13 protein-coding genes are annotated in these 16,932 nt (G+C 72.3%); 9 read left to right on the forward strand and 4 right to left on the reverse strand.

What is annotated here, in order from left to right:
• The first annotated feature begins 120 nt into the window (after positions 1-120).
• Together ACZ45T_RS22410 and ACZ45T_RS22415 are read left to right on the forward strand one after the other, a co-directional pair.
• Positions 121-1,458 carry an MbnB/TglH/ChrH family RiPP precursor modification enzyme gene (locus ACZ45T_RS22410; RefSeq protein ID WP_468443939.1) on the forward strand — a complete coding sequence of 446 codons (1,338 nt, stop codon included), beginning with the start codon at positions 121-123 and terminating at the stop codon, positions 1,456-1,458.
• Positions 1,455-2,462 carry a TIGR04222 domain-containing membrane protein gene (locus ACZ45T_RS22415; protein ID WP_468443941.1) on the forward strand — a complete coding sequence of 336 codons (1,008 nt, stop codon included), beginning with the start codon at positions 1,455-1,457 and terminating at the stop codon, positions 2,460-2,462. Before ACZ45T_RS22410 ends, ACZ45T_RS22415 begins: the two co-directional genes overlap by 4 nt.
• Before the next feature lie 228 nt (positions 2,463-2,690).
• Here the strand turns inward: ACZ45T_RS22415 and hemQ are convergent, their stop codons facing one another.
• Together hemQ and hemG are read right to left on the reverse strand one after the other, a co-directional pair.
• The gene (gene hemQ, locus ACZ45T_RS22420; RefSeq protein WP_468443943.1) at positions 2,691-3,404 is read right to left on the reverse strand and encodes a hydrogen peroxide-dependent heme synthase; all 714 of its coding nucleotides are present in this window, start codon (positions 3,402-3,404) and stop codon (positions 2,691-2,693) included.
• Between the two features lie 4 nt (positions 3,405-3,408).
• Complete coding sequence (hemG, locus tag ACZ45T_RS22425) at positions 3,409-4,887, reverse strand: protoporphyrinogen oxidase (protein WP_468443945.1); 1,479 nt, start codon at positions 4,885-4,887, stop codon at positions 3,409-3,411.
• 139 nt (positions 4,888-5,026) lie between these two features.
• Here hemG and ACZ45T_RS22430 point away from each other — a divergent pair, with 139 nt between their 5' ends.
• Positions 5,027-6,046, forward strand: a complete 1,020-nt coding sequence (locus tag ACZ45T_RS22430; RefSeq protein WP_468443947.1) for a DUF4349 domain-containing protein — start codon at positions 5,027-5,029, stop codon at positions 6,044-6,046.
• Between the two features lie 63 nt (positions 6,047-6,109).
• On the forward strand, positions 6,110-7,522 hold the full coding sequence (locus ACZ45T_RS22435) for an FAD-dependent oxidoreductase (protein WP_468443949.1): 1,413 nt from the start codon (positions 6,110-6,112) through the stop codon (positions 7,520-7,522).
• 196 nt (positions 7,523-7,718) lie between these two features.
• On the opposite strand, the gene hemE is transcribed toward ACZ45T_RS22435, so the two are convergent.
• Positions 7,719-8,783, reverse strand: coding sequence for a uroporphyrinogen decarboxylase (gene hemE / locus ACZ45T_RS22440; RefSeq protein WP_468443951.1), 1,065 nt, complete (start codon positions 8,781-8,783; stop codon positions 7,719-7,721).
• A 91-nt stretch (positions 8,784-8,874) separates the two neighbouring features.
• On the opposite strand from hemE, the gene ACZ45T_RS22445 reads away from it, so the two are divergent.
• The 3 genes from ACZ45T_RS22445 (at position 8,875) to ACZ45T_RS22455 (ending at position 11,975) form a co-directional block, all read left to right on the forward strand.
• On the forward strand, positions 8,875-9,531 hold the full coding sequence (locus ACZ45T_RS22445) for a DUF3000 domain-containing protein (RefSeq protein WP_468443953.1): 657 nt from the start codon (positions 8,875-8,877) through the stop codon (positions 9,529-9,531).
• A gap of 348 nt (positions 9,532-9,879) precedes the next feature.
• Positions 9,880-10,542 carry a helix-turn-helix transcriptional regulator gene (locus tag ACZ45T_RS22450; protein WP_007267191.1) on the forward strand — a complete coding sequence of 221 codons (663 nt, stop codon included), beginning with the start codon at positions 9,880-9,882 and terminating at the stop codon, positions 10,540-10,542.
• Positions 10,543-10,691: 149 nt separating this feature from the next.
• Complete coding sequence (locus ACZ45T_RS22455) at positions 10,692-11,975, forward strand: HRDC domain-containing protein (protein ID WP_468443955.1); 1,284 nt, start codon at positions 10,692-10,694, stop codon at positions 11,973-11,975.
• Between the two features lie 50 nt (positions 11,976-12,025).
• Here the strand turns inward: ACZ45T_RS22455 and ACZ45T_RS22460 are convergent, their stop codons facing one another.
• Complete coding sequence (locus ACZ45T_RS22460) at positions 12,026-13,183, reverse strand: alpha/beta hydrolase (protein WP_468443957.1); 1,158 nt, start codon at positions 13,181-13,183, stop codon at positions 12,026-12,028.
• A gap of 329 nt (positions 13,184-13,512) precedes the next feature.
• Between ACZ45T_RS22460 and ACZ45T_RS22465 the strand changes: the two genes are divergently transcribed.
• Entirely contained in the window at positions 13,513-14,739 is a 1,227-nt protein-coding gene (locus ACZ45T_RS22465) for a thiolase family protein (RefSeq protein WP_266634213.1), read from the forward strand.
• Positions 14,736-16,865 (forward strand): 3-hydroxyacyl-CoA dehydrogenase NAD-binding domain-containing protein, encoded by a 2,130-nt coding sequence (locus ACZ45T_RS22470; protein ID WP_468443959.1) that lies wholly within the window; start codon positions 14,736-14,738, stop codon positions 16,863-16,865. The genes ACZ45T_RS22465 and ACZ45T_RS22470 overlap by 4 nt, the downstream gene beginning before the upstream one ends.
• Positions 16,866-16,932: the final 67 nt, after the last annotated feature.

Below are 16,932 nucleotides of genomic sequence, written 5' to 3' on the forward strand. Positions count from 1 at the left end.
CGGACTCCCGCGGTCGCCTGGAACCTCAAATGTTGCTCTGAACGTCCCCTCCTGCGGTTGGCCGGGCTCCGCCGGGGCCATGACATCGGCACACGGTGCGGAGAGAGGGGGCGAGGGGACATGAAGCCCATGGCACACCTGGGGGTGGGCATCGGCTGGCGGCCGGAGATCGCGGACGCGGTCGAGCGGCTGCCCGGCCTGGACTGGGTCGAGGTGGTGGCCGAGAACATCTGCCCGGGCCACCTGCCCGAGGCCCTGCTGCGGCTGCGGGAGCGCGGCACGCGCGTCGTGCCGCACGGGGTCTCGCTGGGCATCGGCGGCGCCGACCGCCCGGACCCGGAGAAGCTGGCGGCGCTCGGAGAGCGGGCGGTGGCGCTGGGGGCGCCGCTGGTCACCGAGCACATCGCCTTCGTACGGACCTCCTCGCCGGTGCTGGAGGCCGGGCACCTGCTGCCGGTGCCGCGGACCCGCGACGCGCTGGACGTGCTGTGCGAGAACGTACGGATCGCGCAGGACGCGCTGCCCGTGCCGCTGGCGCTGGAGAACATCGCCGCGCTGTTCTCGTGGCCGGGCGAGGAGCTGACGGAGGGGCAGTTCCTCACGGAGCTGGTCGAGCGGACCGGCGTCCGGCTGCTCATCGACGTGGCCAACCTGCACACCAACCGGGTCAACCGGGGCGAGGACCCGGCCGCCGTGCTGGACGCGATCCCGCTGGAGGCGCTCGCGTACGTGCACGTGGCGGGCGGCGTCGAGCGGGGCGGCGTCTGGCACGACACCCACGCGCACCCGGTGCCCCCGGTGGTCCTCGACCTGCTGGCCGAGCTGCGCTCCCGGGTGGACCCGCCGGGGGTCCTCCTGGAGCGGGACGACGACTTCCCGCCGGAGGCGGAGCTCGCGGGCGAACTGGACGCGATCCGGGCGGTGGTGACGGCGGAGGCGGTGCGGGGCCCGGCCGCCGCCCGGCCCGGCGCCACGAGGGCCGGGGGCGTCGGTGCGCCGGAAGCCGCGCAGGAGCCCGCCGACGAGCCGGAGCTCCGCGGCGCCACCGAGGCCGCCCGGACCCGGGTGGCGCTCGGGCAGGCCGCGCTGCTGTCGGCGCTGGTGGCCGGGACCCCCGTACCCGAGGGCTTCGACCGCCCGCGCATCCGGGTACAGGCCCGGGCACTCGCGGCCAAGCGGGCCGATGTGGTGGCCAGGCTGGCTCCGGAGCTGCCCGCGATCCTGGGCGGCCAGGGCCCGTACCGCGAGGCCTTCCTCGGCTACGCCAAGGGCCGCCCCATGACCGCCGGGTACCGCCGGGACGCGCTGGACTTCGCCGAACACCTGCTGATCCGGGACCTGCCGGCCGACCCGGCCGCCCGTCGCCGGCTCACCGCGTGGTGGCGGGACCGGTCCGGGGCCAGGCCGCCCCGCCGGGTCGTGCGCTGGGCCCGGGCGCTCGCGGGGAGGGCGGCATGAACCTCCTCGCCATCGCGGTCTGGATCGCCGTCATCGCCTCCAGTGTCCTCCTGCTGCGCGGGCTGCGCCGGTCCCGGCCCCCGTCGGACGGAGCGGCGTCCCGCTTCCACGACCTGACCGAGGCCGCCTTCGTGGTGGGCGGTCCCGCCACCGTCGTGGACGCCGCGCTCGTCTCGATGCTCGGGGACGGCAGGCTGGTGATCGGCGGCCCGGGCATCGTCCAGGTGCGCCCCGGGGCGCGGGCCTTCGACCCCGTCGAGCGCGCCGTCCTCCAGGCCCACCGCGGGGCCCCGTCGGGGTGGCTGTACCAGGTGCGTTACGCCGCCATGCTCGACCCGGCCGTCCAGGAGGTCGGGGACGCGGTGGCCGCCCGCGGGCTGGTCTCCCCGCGCGGCACCGGGCGGACCTGGCGACGCTGGGGACTGATCCAGCTCACCGTGTGCGCGGTCATGCTGCCGGTGTCGCTGGTGCTGACCTTCGTGGGCTTCGTCCTGGGGCCGGGCTGGCAGGCGCCGTTCATCCTGAAGGTGCTGGTCCCGCTGCTGGGCGGAATCATCGTGGGCGCCATCTGCGCGGCCCGGGCCCGGAGCTGGGTCACGCCGGCCGGGCGGCGGGCGCTGCTCGCGATGCGAGCCCAGTACATGAACGACCGGACCCCGCACGTGCAGACCGCGCTGTTCGGGCTGCGGGGCCTGCGGGACCCGTACCTGCGCCAGCAGCTGCTGCCCGCCGCACGCGGTACGCGGCTGGCCGCCGCCCAGTCCCGGTCGGGGGGCGCCGAGGTGCTGCCCGTGGTCTGGTGCGCCGCGAGCGACAGCGGCAGCGGCGGCGGTTCGAGCTGCGGCTCCTCGGGGGGCGGTTGCTCCTCGGGTTCCGGTTGCGGCTCCAGCGGCTCCAGCTGCGGTTCTTCCGGAAGCAGCTGCGGAGGCAGCAGCTCCAGCTGTGGCGGCAGCAGTTCGAGTTGCAGCAGTTCGTCCAGCTCAAGCTGTTCGAGCAGTTCCTGAGCCGGCAGTGACAGCGGTGACCGTCACGAGTGCGCCGCATCCGGAGCCCGCACCGGTGTCGCTGGACGACCGGGCAGCGAGTGCCCGCAGGGCACTGCTGCCGCCAGTCGTCTGAACTTCCGGGCGGGATCTCCGGCTGCGTCGTTTCGGGGGCAGGGCCTCCCGATCCACCGGAGGGGGTCACCTGACGGTGTGGTCTTCCTCCGGTCCTTCCCCCCAGGGGAGGTATCAGGCGAGCCCGGCCACCAGATCGGCGACGGACTTGCGGCGCCCGGTGTAGAAGGGCACCTCTTCACGCACGTGCATGCGGGCCTCGGAGGCACGCAGGTGACGCATCAGGTCGACGATGCGGTACAGCTCGTCCGCCTCGAAGGCCAGCAGCCATTCATAGTCGCCCAGCGAGAAGGAGGCGACGGTGTTGGCGCGCACGTCGGGGTAGCCGCGGGCCATCAGACCGTGGTCCTTGAGCATGCGGCGGCGGTCCTCGTCGGGCAGCAGGTACCAGTCGTAGCTGCGGACGAAGGGGTACACGCTGACGTAGTCGCGCGCGACCTCGTCGGCCAGGAAGGCCGGGATGTGCGACTTGTTGAACTCGGCCGGGCGGTGCAGGGCCATGTTCGACCACACCGGCTCCATCGCGCGGCCCAGCTTGGTGCGGCGGAACAGGTTGTACGCGGTCTGCAGCTCGTCCGCCGTCTCGGCGTGCCACCAGATCATGATGTCGGCGTCGGCGCGCAGGCCGGAGACGTCATAGGTGCCGCGGACGGTGATGTCCTTGGCGGCCAGCTGGTCGAACAGCTCCTGGACCTCGTCGGCGAAGCCGGTGCGGTCCTCCGGGAGTACGTCCTTCAGCTTGAAGACGGACCACAGGGTGTAGCGGATGACCTCGTTGAGGTCCTTCGCCTTCTTCCCCGCGTTGGGAATCTTCTCTGGTGCAGTCATGTTCCTATTGTCCCGTGCGCTGATCAGTGGTCTGTCCCAGGGGTGCCGTAGGCGCACCGAGCCCGTCGATCACCGCGTCCACGGCCTTGCCGGCGCTCGCGATGCAGGCCGGGATGCCCACCCCGTCGTAGAGCGCGCCGCACACCGCGAGGCCCGGCAGGGCCGCGACGGCGCCACGGATCCGGGCGATCCGGTCGAGGTGGCCGACGGGGTACTGGGGCAGCCCGCCGTCCCAGCGGGTGACGGTGGAGGCGACCGGCCGGGCCGCGAGGCCGACGGCCTCGCCGAGGTCGGCGAGGGAGACGTCGACGAGCTCGCCGTCCTCGCGCTTCAGGTCCGCCTCGTCGGCGTACCGGCCCACGGAGGTGCGCAGCAGGAAGAGCTCCGGATCCGCCCCGGCCCAGGCCCACTTGTTGCTGGAGAAGGTGGAGGCCTTGATGGTCCGGCCGTCGACGGGCGGTACGAGGAACCCGCTGGCGCCGCCTTCGGAGATGGCAGCCGGCAGGTCGGAGCGGCGGAAGGCCATCGTGATCAGGGCCATGGAGGCGTATTCGACCCCGCGCAGCTCGGCCGCCGCGGCGGGCGCGAGGGCGTCGAGCAGCCGGGCGGCCGGCCCGGCCGGGGTGGCCAGGATCACGCCGTCGGCCTCGATGACCTCGGCGTCGGCCACGACCCGCCAGCCTTCAGTCGTACGAATGACCTCGCGGACGGGGGTGTCGGTGACGAGGCGCGCTCCGGCCGAGCGACAGGCCTCGGCCACGGCGAGCGGGAGCCGGCCGATCCCGCCCTCGAGGCCGGCGAAGACCGGACCGGCCTGCTGGGGCTGCGCCTCGGCCCTGTGCTGGAGTTCCCGTACGCCGTCGCCCAGCAGCACGTGCGTGCGGGCGGCCTCGAAGAGCTGGGGCACGGCGGCCCGCATGGAGATGCGGTAGGCGTCGCCCGCGTAGACCCCGCCGAGCAGTGGTTCCACCAGCCGGTCGACGACCTCGCGGCCGAGGCGGGCGGCGACGTACGCGCCGACGGCGACGTCCTCGCCGATCTCGGCGGGCGGCAGTTCGCGCTCGGCCTCGATGCGGGCCAGGCCCTGCGGGGAGAGCACCCCGGAGGCGGCGAGCGGCGCCAGGTCGCCGGGGACGCCCATGACGTGCCCGCGCGGCATCGGCCGCAGCGCGCCCCGGGTCCACAGGCGGGCGATGGCGGTGGCGGGCGGCTGAAGGGCTTCGCCGAGGCCCACGGCCTTGGCCAGGGCCAGGGCTTCGGGGCGGCGGGCGAGCATGGATTCGGCGCCGAGGTCGACCCGGGCCCCGGCGAGCTCACCGGCGTACAGCTTGCCGCCGAGCCGCGGTCCGGCCTCCAGCAGCGTGACGCGGACGCCTTCGGCGAGCAGCCGGTGTGCTGCCGCGAGGCCCGCGATGCCGCCGCCGATGACGACGACGTGCCGGGTCCGGCCCGGTCGATCCGTACGCATGTCCGCTTCGTGCATGGACACATCGTCTCAGACCCGATCTCCGAGGCCGGAACGTGACCGCATCGGGATCGGCCCGGGACCGCGGAAGCGAAACCCGCGAGGGGACTCTGGGCGTCGAAACGGCAACACCAGCCGACCTTCGGGGGTTTACACGATGCGCGCTCTGCTCGGACACCGATCCGCGGCGGCCCTGGCCGCCCTCTCCCTGGCCGGTGCGCTCGCGCTCACCGGCTGCGGCTCCGGCGCGGACGCGGGCCGGTCCGCCTCGGACGGCAAGGCGGCGATCGCGCCGCAGGAGGGCGCGGCCCAGAACGGTGCGGCGCAGAAGGATGCGGCGCAGGGCAAGCCCGGAGCGGCCGCGGCGGCCCCTCAGCCGGCCGACAAGAACGCGCAGCAGCCCCCGGCCGCGGTCCGCCCGAACGTCATCCGTACGGCGACGCTCGGCATCGAGACGACGGACGCGCAGAAGACCCTAGCGGCGGCCCGCACGGCGGCCGACGGGGCGGGCGGGTACGTCGGCAACGAGTCCACCAAGCGCGGCGAGGACGGCCGGATGACCTCCACGCTGACCCTGCGGGTACCCGGCGACCGCTACGACTCCGTCCTCACCGCGATGGAGGGCAGCGGCAAGCTCCTGCACCGGAAGGTCGACGCGCAGGACGTCACCGAGAAGGTCGCCGACATCGGCAGCCGGGTGGCCTCGCAGCAGGCCAGCGTGGGTCGGGTGCGGGAGATGATGGGCAAGGCCTCGGCGCTGAGCGAGGTGGTGATGCTGGAGAGCGAGCTGAGCCGGCGCCAGTCCGACCTGGAGTCGCTGCTGGCGCAGCAGTCGGCGCTGAAGGACCAGACCTCGATGGGCACGATCACGCTGGAGGTCTCGGAGCCGGCTCCGAAGCCGGTGGCGGAGGAGAAGAAGAAGGAGAAGGAGCCCACCTTCCTGGGCGCCCTGCACGGCGGCTGGGAGGTCTTCGCGAAGATCGTGCGCTACCTGACGGTGGCGGTGGGCGCGATGCTGCCGTTCCTGCTGACGGCCGCGCTGCTGGGGCTGGGCTTCCGGTTGTACCGCAGGTTCCGCCCGGCGGCGCCGAAGACGGGCCCGGTCCCCAAGAGGGCCCCGGTCCCGGCGGCCCGGCCGGCGGAGACTTCGGACACCGGGGCCGACGTGCAGGACTGAACGCGGGTTCGCCCGTAGCGTGTTCACCATCTGGTGGGCGGCGGTGAAGGGGCGGTGCGGGCGATGGCAGCGGCGAGGGCGACGGAACGGCTGGTGGTGGTCGGCGGTGACGCGGCGGGGATGTCCGCGGCGTCACAGGCCCGCAGGCTCAAGGGCCCGGCGGAGCTGGAGATCGTCGCCTTCGAGCGCGGGCACTTCACCTCGTACTCCGCGTGCGGGATCCCGTACTGGATCGGCGGCCGGGTCGCCGAGCGCGACGATCTGATCGCCCGCACCCCCGAGGAGCACCGCGCCCGCCACATCGATCTGCGCACCCGCACGGAGGTCGTGGAGCTGGATCCGGCCGGATCCCGGGTGCGCGCCCGGGATCTGGACAGCGGATCCGAATCCTGGACGCATTACGACAAGCTGGTCCTGGCGACGGGCGCCCGCCCGGTCCGCCCCCGCCTCCCCGGCATCGGCGCGCACGGGGTCCACGGCATCCAGACCCTGGACGACGGCCAGCGCCTCATGACCACTTTGAATCTCGAAGAGGAGCGGGAGCGCACGAAGGGCCGCCGGGCGGTCGTCGTCGGCGCCGGCTACATCGGGGTGGAGATGGCGGAGGCCCTGGTCGGGCGGGGCTACGAGGTCACCGTCCTGCACCGGGGCGAGCAGCCGATGGCCACGCTGGACCCGGACATGGGCGACCTCGTGCACAGCGCGATGAACAGCATGGGGATCCGTACGGTCTCCCGCGCCGAGGTCACGAAGATCCTCACGGACGAGGAGGGCCGGGCCCGCGCGGTGGCCACGGCGGCGGGCGAGGAGTACGAGGCGGACGTGGTCGTGCTCGGGATCGGCGTCGAGCCCCGCACCGCCCTGGCCCGCGCGGCGGGCCTCCCGCTCGGGCCGTCGGGAGGCATCCTCACGGACCTGTCGATGCGGGTCCGGGGCCACGAGAACATCTGGGCGGGCGGCGACTGTGTGGAGGTCATGGACCTGATCGCGGGCCGCACCCGGCACATCCCGCTGGGCACGCACGCCAACAAGCACGGCCAGGTCATCGGCTCGGGCGTGGGCGGCGGCTACGCGACGTTCCCGGGCGTCGTCGGTACGGCGGTGAGCAAGGTCTGCGACCTGGAGATCGCCCGTACGGGGCTGCGCGAGCGGGACGCCAGGGAGGCGGGCCTGCGCTTCGTGACGGCCACGATCACCTCCACCAACACGGCGGGCTACTACCCGGGCGCGGCGGAGATGACGGTGAAGATGATCGCGGAACGCCGCACGGGCCGGCTGCTGGGCGTCCAGATCGTCGGCGGCCCGGGCTCCGCGAAGCGGGTGGACATCGCGGCCGTCGCCTTGACGGCGGGCATGACGGTGGAGCAGGTCGTGTCCCTGGACCTGGGCTACGCCCCGCCGTTCTCTCCCGTGTGGGACCCGATCCTGGTGGCGGCCCGCCGCGCGGTGTCCGCGGTGCGGGCGGCGGGTGCCTGACGGTACCGCTGCGCGCAGCCTCCCGGGCTCCGCCCGGACCCGCGCCTCAATCGCCGGCGGGGCTGGAATTGCCGCTGCGCGGCAATTCAGCCCGCCGGCCGGCACCTTCGAGCGCAGCTCAGCCAAAATCCAGCCCCGCCGGCGTTTGAGGCGCGGGGTCTGGGGCGGAGCCCCAGCGGACGGCCCGCAGGGGCCGCTAGCGCTGCGTACGGGTGTGGACGTAGTCCACCAGGCGGGTCAGGGCGTCCGGGTCCGTCGTCGGGAGGACGCCGTGGCCGAGGTTGAAGACGTGGCCCTCCAGACCCGCGGCGGCCGCGAGGACCTCGTCCGTCTTGGCCTCGACCGCCTCCGGAGTGGAGAACAGCACGGCCGGGTCCAGGTTGCCCTGGAGCGCCTTGCCCGGGCCGACGCGGCGGACGGCCTCGTCCATCGGGATCCGCCAGTCGACGCCCATGACGTCCGCGCCGGCTTCACCCATCAGGCCGAGCAGCTCGCCCGTGCCCACACCGAAGTGGATGCGGGGGATCCCGTACGAGGCCACCGACTCGAAGACCTTCGTCGACGCGGGCATGACCGAGCGGCGGTAGTCCGCCGGGGCGAGCGCGCCGACCCAGGAGTCGAAGAGCTGGACGGCCGAGACGCCCGCCTCGATCTGGACCTTCAGGAAGGCGGAGGTGATCTCCGCGAGGCGGTCCAGCAGGTCGGCCCACAGCTCCGGGTCCCCGTACATCAGGGCCTTGGTGTGCTCGTGGTTCTTCGAGGGGCCGCCCTCGACCAGGTAGCTCGCGAGAGTGAACGGCGCGCCCGCGAAGCCGATCAACGGCGTGGAGCCCAGTTCACCCGTGAGCATGCCGATCGCCTCGGTGACGTACGAGACGTCCTCAGGGGTGAGGTCGCGCAGCTGTGCGAGGTCCTCGCGGCGGCGGATCGGCTGGGCCACGACCGGGCCGATGCCCGGCTTGATGTCCAGGTCGACGCCGATGGCCTTCAGCGGGACCACGATGTCGGAGAAGAAGATCGCCGCGTCGACGTTGTGGCGCCGCACCGGCTGCATGGTGATCTCGGTGACCAGGTCGGGGCGCATGCAGGACTCCAGCATCTGGGTCCCCTCGCGCAGTTTCCGGTACTCCGGGAGCGAGCGCCCCGCCTGCCGCATGAACCACACCGGGGTGTGCGGCACCGGCTCACGCCGGCACGCCTTCAGGAAGGCGGAATCGTACGTCTGACTCGGCTGGCCCTTGGGGGTCTCGTTGGCGCTCACGACCCAAATCTTCGCACGTATGAAGAAGTGCCCGGCAAGGCGCGGGTGTCCCTGCGCCGTACGGGCGCTCATTCCGCCTAGTCTTCCCGGCATGGCTGCGGCTCAGGGACGATTTTCAGATGGCGCTGACGGTATGGACAGCGCGGAGGAGAGCTCCGTCCCGCTCCCGTTCCGGCGGGCGGTCGACGGCTTGAAGAAGGCGCGGCTGCGTTCGGGGATCGAGATCGACCCCACGAAACCGCCCCAGAGACTGGCCCCGCACGCCTACGCGCTGGAGGCCGCGGTCGTGGACGGGGAGGACGATCTGGCCGACGGCCGGCTCATCCTGCTCCACGATCCGGCCGGGCACGAAGCCTGGCACGGTACCTTCCGGCTGGTGACGCTCGTACGGGCGGAGCTGGAGCCGGAGATGGCCGCGGACCCGCTCCTGCCGGAGGTCTGCTGGTCCTGGCTGACGGGGGCGCTGGACGCGCGCGGCCTGACGTACGGGGAGGCGAGCGGGACCGTGACCATGGCGAGCTCGCACTACTTCGGCGGGCTCGCGGAGCGGCGGCCGGCGACGCAGATCGAGATCAGAGCCTCGTGGACGCCGCGCGAGGGGGTGGGTGGGGTGCCGGACACCTCGGCGCACCTGTCGGCGTGGTGCGAGCTGCTGTGCCAGATCGCCGGGCTGCCGCCGGTGGGGCCCACGGACACCGTCACGGGAGTGGTCTCCCTGCCACAGCGGCGCGGCCCGCACCACCCGTAGGCGCACGTCCGTCCGGCCGACCCCATGCCCGCCGCACGGCCCGTCGCACGGGCCGTCGCACGGGCCGCCGCACGGCCGCCGGAATTCGGGGAACCGTCGATCGAAGCCCTGGGGGCACCTCCCAGCGGTAGCTGGGGGAAGAGTGTCGCAAGGCGGCCTCCGTTGCGGGCTTCTGATCACCCGATGATCGATCGTGCGTCCGAATTGCCCGAATTGTTACTCACCAAATCGTGATCATTCCCTAAAGCCGAGCGGGTGACGTGCCGAAGGAGTCAGTGACCATCCGCACGGTTCGCACCGGCTTCCTTCCCCGAGCCGGCCGTCCCGCCACTCCCCCAGGAGGCCTAGGTGTCCGTTCTTCTCGAGCAGCCCGCAAGCCTGGTCGCCTACCGCCCGAACAAGCCGACGGCCATGGTCGTCGTGGCCGACCCGCGCGTCCGTTCCACCGTGACCCGCCATCTGTGGGCCCTCGGAGTACGTGACGTGATCGAGGCGTCGTCCATCGCGGAGGCCCGCCCCCGCGTCGGCAGCCCGCGCGACATCTGCGTGGCCGACGTACACCTGCCCGACGGTTCCGGTCTCACCCTGCTCTCCGAGACCCGTGCCGCCGGCTGGCCGAACGGCCTGGCCCTGTCCGCCGCCGACGACATCGGCGCCGTACGCAACGCCCTCGCGGGCGGAGTGAAGGGCTACGTCGTCACCGGTACGCGGACCAACATCGGGCTCCCCACCCGGCCCGGCGCCGCCCCCATCGGCGCTGCAGCCGCCCGTATGCACCGCCGCCCCCCGGGTGCCCCGAGCCACCCGGGCGGCTACCGAGAGCTCTCCGGCCGCGAGGTCGAGGTCCTGCGCCTCGTCGCGGAGGGCCAGTCCAACAAGGCCATCGGCGTCTCGATGGGTCTGTCCGCCCTGACCGTCAAGTCCCACCTCGCCCGGATCGCCCGCAAGCTGGGCACCGGTGACCGCGCCGGAATGGTCGCCGTGGCGCTGCGGACCGGGATCATCCACTGAGCGCGGGCCGGAGCTCCCGGATAACCTCCCCCAGACTCCGTCCGGGGGGACCCCCAGGGTCCCCCCGGAAAACTCCCGGCATACTGATCGCGCCCGTCGACGGAACATTCCGGCGACGGGCGCGTCGTATCCACGGATACCCTTGACCGGTGACCGACGCCCAAGAGACCGCAGCAGACCTGCGCACCACCACCGGGGGCGGCCCCCCGGACGAAGTCGTCAGTTCGTCCGATGGGCCGATTCCCCTGCTGGAACCCCGTGAGGGGATTCCTCCCGTGGTCGCCGACGCCGACGCCCTCGCCGAAGTGGTCGCGGCCTTCGCCGCGGGCACCGGCCCCGTCGCCGTCGACGCCGAGCGAGCCTCCGGATACCGCTACGGCCAGCGCGCCTACCTGGTGCAGCTGCGTCGCGAGGGTGCGGGATCCGCGCTGATCGACCCGGTCGGCTGCCCCGATCTGTCCGCACTGGGCGAGGCCCTGTCCGGCACCGAGTGGATCCTGCACGCTGCCACCCAGGACCTGCCGTGCCTGCGGGAAATAGGCATGGTGCCCACCTCCCTGTTCGACACCGAGCTGGCCGGCCGCCTCGCCGGTTTCCCGCGGGTCGGTCTCGGCGCGATGGTCGAGAGCGTGCTCGGCTACGCGCTGGAGAAGGGGCACTCCGCCGTCGACTGGTCCACCCGCCCGCTTCCCGAGCCGTGGCTGCGCTACGCCGCGCTGGACGTGGAGCTGCTGGTGGACCTGCGGGACGCGCTGGAGAAGGAGCTGGACCGGCAGGGCAAGCTGGAGTGGGCCCACCAGGAGTTCGACGCCATCGCCTCCGCTCCGCCCGCCCCGCCGCGCAAGGACCCGTGGCGCCGTACGTCCGGCATGCACAAGGTGCGCCGGCGCCGCCAGATGGCGGTCGTACGGGAGCTGTGGGAGTCCCGGGACCGGATCGCGCAGCGGCGTGACGTGTCTCCCGGCAAGGTGCTGGGCGACGCCGCGATCGTCGAGGCCGCCCTCGCCCTGCCGGCGAACGTGCAGACCCTGTCCGCCCTGCCCGGCTACGGGCAGCGGATGGGCCGGCGTCAGCTGGACCAGTGGATGGCCGCCGTGGACCGGGCCAAGGCCCTGCCCGAGAACGAGCTGCCGCAGCCGGGGGCGACCCCGGCCGGTCCCCCGCCGCCGCGCTCCTGGGTGGACAAGGACCCGGCGGCCGCGGCCCGGCTGTCGGCGGCCCGCACCGCCGTCTCGACGCTGGCGGAGGGGCTGAACCTGCCCCAGGAGAACCTGATCACTCCGGATACGGTCCGCCGGCTGTGCTGGGAGCCGCCGCAGCGGCTCGACGCGGACGCGGTGGCGGAGGCCCTGGCGGGCTACGGCGCCCGGCCCTGGCAGATCGAACAGGTGACCCCGGTCCTGGTGACGGCGCTGGCGACCGCCACCGCCTGATGGACGGCGCGAGCCCCCGGCCCGGCGCCGGGGGCTTCGCAAGACACCCCCTAGATCATGTCCGTGACGGCGCCTTCCTCGTCCACGGAGTAGCTGCCCTTGTCGAGGTCTTCGACCTTGCCGTGCTTGAGCCACTGCTTGGACAGGTGGTGCAGGGCCTTGGACTGGCGCTCCCAGACCATGGAGTGTCCGGCGCAGGCCACCCGGAACATCAGCTTGCGGGTGCCGGGGATCGCGTCGTAGAGCGCCGGAACCGAGAAGGTCGGCGTGTTCGCCGTCATGTCGTGCTCTCCGTAGACGATCATCACCGGCACCTTGTCCCCGAGTACGTTGCCGAGCGCGACGGTGTCCTTGTTCCAGCCCCACCAGTAGGAGTTGCGGAACCGGATCGCGCCCTCGGGCTGTCCGGACGTCGGGCCGCCCCAGTTCGCCCCGACCGCGTCGACGGCCATGCACTCCTTCCACACCGCGTCGACCATGCCGGGCGCCCGCTGGTCCGGGCACCGCACCTCCTTGTCCCAGGCACTGGTGAGGCCCGGCTTGCTGGACAGGTGCATCGGAAAGCCGAACAGGGAGGGCGGGGTGGACACGGGGAAGGAGCCGACCGGTGCGCCGAAGCTCTTCGGCGGCACGCTGGCGCGGCCGTCGGGCGGATAGATCGGCGCGAGGAGCAGCAGGCTCTCCACCTTGACGGGGTTCTGGATCGCGTACGGCCCGAGCACATAGGCGGCGGCGGACTGGCCGACGAGCGCGACCTTGCTCACGCCCCGCTGGCTCTTGATGTACTCGACGACCTCGTCGACCTCGCCCCACTCGCTCTCCGAGTTCCCGAGCTCGTGCGGGTAGGGCGCGGTGCAGGTGTACGACAGCGGGTTCGGGTCCAGGATCGCCTGGTGCTGCGGGTTGGTGTTGCAGGGCTTGTCCATCTCCGGCCGCGGTGACAGGCCGGAGCCCGTGAGTTCCATGAGGAACACGTCGAATCCGGCCTTGGCCAGGTACTGCGCCCAGCTGTACTTGCCGCCGTCGTGCTGGAGGTCGAAGGCCACGACCGACGGAATGCTCCGGCCGTGCAGCATCAGTACGGCCTTGCGCTGCGCGTTGGGACCGGAGGGCGTGCCGTCGTACTCCCGCACGAACAGCCGGACGGTCTGCCCCGCGTTGGCGGGGACGGCGGAGATGTGCTGGACCGCGTGGTCATGGACATTCATGGGGGGCATCGCTCGCATCCGATCCGTCGACTCAGCCGGCGGGGACGCTCCGGCTGCCCGGCCAGGATCGGGACTCCGCCGGAGCCGCGCCACGACCCCGGCCGGGGGCCGCGCGCACGTGACCTGAACGGGTTGGCCGTACGGGTCCGATCGGTCGGGGCGCACGGTCCGGCCGCCGGGTCGGGGTGTGACCTTCGCCGCTCCTCGGGGAGGGGGTGTGCACATTGGTTACCCGCAAGTAGCATGGGTCGGGTGAGCGGGCGCTCAGTAACGCAAGTCGAGCATGCCCCCGCGCAGCAGTGCACACCCGCACCTGGAGGAGAGCCAACGTGCCTCGTACCGTCAGGGACGTCGTCTTCGTCGACGGCGTCCGCACCCCGTTCGGCAAGGCGGGCCCGAAGGGCATCTACAACGGGACCCGCGCCGACGACCTCGTCGTGAAGGCGATCCGGGAGCTGCTGCGCCGCAACCCGGACCTGGACCCCGCGAAGATCGACGAGGTCGCCATCGCCGCGACCACCCAGATCGGCGACCAGGGCCTGACGCTGGGCCGTACCGCCGGCATCCTCGCGGGCCTCCCGCAGTCCGTCCCGGGCTACTCCATCGACCGCATGTGCGCCGGCGCGCTGACCGCCGTGACCGCCGTCGCGGGCGGCGTGGCCTTCGGTGCGTACGACGTCGCCCTCGCCGGCGGTGTCGAGCACATGGGCCGCCACCCCATGGGCGAGGGCGTGGACCCGAACCCGCGCTTCGTCTCCGAGAAGCTGGTCGACGAGTCCGCCCTGTTCATGGGCATGACCGCCGAGAACCTGCACGACCGGTACCCGACGATCACCAAGCTCCGCGCCGACGAGTACGCCGTGCGCTCGCAGGAGAAGGCCGCCAAGGCGTACGCCGACGGCAAGATCCAGCAGGACCTCGTCCCGATCTCGGTGCGCAACACCAACGAGGCGGCCGGTGAGACGGGCTGGGGCCTGGTCACCACCGACGAGCCGATGCGCCCGGGCACCACGCTGGAGAACCTGGCCGGCCTGAAGACCCCGTTCCGTACGCACGGCCGGGTCACCGCGGGCAACGCCGCCGGTCTCAACGACGGTGCCACCGCCGCGATCATCGCGTCCGAGGACTTCGCCCGCGAGAACAACCTCCCGGTCAAGATGCGCCTGGTCTCGTACTCCTTCGCGGGTGTCGAGCCGGAGGTCATGGGCTACGGCCCGATCCCGGCCACCGAGAAGGCCCTCGCCCAGGCCGGCCTGTCCATCGAGGACATCGGCCTGTTCGAGGTCAACGAGGCCTTCGCCGTGCAGGTGCTGGCCTTCCTGGAGCACTACGGCATCGCCGACGACGACGCCCGCGTGAACCAGTACGGCGGCGCCATCGCCTTCGGTCACCCGCTCGCCTCGTCCGGCGTGCGCCTGATGACGCAGCTGGCCCGCCAGTTCGAGGAGCAGCCGCACGTCCGCTACGGCCTGACCACCATGTGCGTCGGCTTCGGCATGGGCGCCACGGTCATCTGGGAGAACCCGAACTTCAACGCCGAGGGAGACTCCAAGTGAGCACCACCGCCGAGCTCCTGAAGGGCGCAGCCGAGCTGTTCCCGGACGAGGTCGTCACGTCCGCGCACGTCCGCCACCTGGACCTGCCGTTCGGCGCCGGGCGCTTCGCGCTCATCACGCTGGACAACGGCTTCGACCACACCAAGCCGACCACCTTCGGCCCGCAGTCCCTCGCCAACCTGAACGCGGCGATCGACCAGGTCGAGCAGGAGGCCCTCGCGGGCTCCATCGTCGGCGCCGGCATCACCGGCAAGCCGTTCATCTTCGCGGTCGGCGCCGACCTCAAGGGTGTCGAGCTGCTGAAGAAGCACGACGAGGCGCTCGCCATCGGCAAGGGCGGCCACGACGTCTTCAAGCGCCTGTCGGCCCTCGCGGTCCCGACCTTCGCCTACTACAACGGCGCGGCGATGGGCGGCGGTGTCGAGGTCGGTCTGCACTGCACCTACCGCACCGTCTCCAAGGCCATCCCGGCCTTCTCGCTGCCCGAGGTCTTCCTCGGTCTGGTCCCGGGCTGGGGCGGCTGCGCCATCCTGCCGAACCTGATCGGTGCGGAGCGCGCGGTCTCGGTGATCATCGAGAACTCGCTCAACCAGAACCGCCAGCTCAAGGGCAAGCAGGTCTTCGAGCTCGGCATCGCCGACGCGATCTTCGAGGGCGCCGACTTCCTGGAGCAGTCGCTCCTGTGGACCGCGAAGGTCCTCAAGGGCGAGACCGAGGTCGTACGCGCCGAGGTCGACCGCGGCGAGGCCTGGGACGCGGCCGTCGCCAAGGGCCGCTTCATCGCGGACTCCAAGGTGCACGGCGCCGCTCCGGCCGCCTACCGCGCGCTGGACATCATCGCCGCGGCCAAGGACGGCGACCTCCAGGCCGGCTTCGACGCCGAGGACACCGCCCTCGCGGACCTCATCATGGGCGGCGAGCTGCGCTCGGGCATCTACGCCTTCAACCTGGTCCAGAAGCGCGGCAAGCGCCCGGCCGGCGCCCCGGACAAGTCCCTGGCCCGTCCGGTCACCAAGGTCGGCGTCGTCGGCGCGGGCCTGATGGCCTCGCAGCTGGCGCTGCTGTTCCTGCGCCGCCTGGAGGTGCCGGTGGTCCTCACCGACATCGACCAGGAGCGCGTGGACAAGGGTGTGGGCTACGTCCACGCCGAGATCCAGAAGCTGCTCGGCAAGGGCCGCATCAACCAGGACAAGGCCAACCGCCTGACCGCCCTGGTGACCGGCGTCCTGGACAAGGCCGAGGGCTTCGCGGACGCGGACTTCATCATCGAGGCCGTGTTCGAGGAGATGTCCGTCAAGCAGAAGGTGTTCGCGGAGGTCGAGGCTGTCGCCCCGGCGCACGCGATCCTCGCCACCAACACCTCCTCGCTTTCGGTCTCCGAGATGGCCTCCAAGCTCCAGCACCCGGAGCGCGTGGTCGGCTTCCACTTCTTCAACCCGGTCGCGATCCTCCCCCTGCTGGAGATCGTCCGCGGTGAGCAGACGGACGAGGCCTCGCTGGCCACGGCCTTCGGTGTCGCCAAGAAGCTGAAGAAGACCGCGGTCCTCACCAAGGACGCCCCGGCGTTCGTCGTGAACCGCATCCTGACCCGCTTCATGGGCGAGATCCAGAACGTCATCGACGAGGGCACCCCGGTGGTCACCGCCGAGAAGGCCATCGAGCCGCTCGGCCTGCCGATGTCCCCGCTGGTGCTGCTGGAGCTCGTCGGCCCGGCGATCGGTCTGCACGTCTCCGAGACCCTGAACCGCGCCTTCCCGGAGCGCTTCACCGTCTCCCCGAACCTCGCTGCGGTCGTCAAGGCCGGCAAGCGCGGCTTCTACGTCTACGACTCCGGCAAGCCGGAGCTGGACCCCGAGGTCGCCGCCCTCCTGGTGCAGGGCGACGTCGTCCTGACGGAGGAGCAGGTCCGCGACCGCGTCCTGGACGCGGTGGCGCAGGAGATCGGCCTGATGCTGGAGGAGGGTGTCGTGGCCGAGGCCCAGGACATCGACCTCTGCCTCATCACCGGTGCCGGCTGGCCCTTCCACCTGGGCGGCATCACGCCGTACCTGGACCGTGAAGGCGTCTCGGAGCGCGTGAACGGCAAGAAGTTCCTCGCCCCCGGCGTGGCGAGCGTCCCGGCGTAACGGGTCACCCGCGACACACGAGAAGCGGGCTGTACGGGGTCACCTCCCGTACAGCCCGCTTTTTCGT

The organism is Streptomyces sp. NPDC030995 (genome assembly GCF_055571215.1).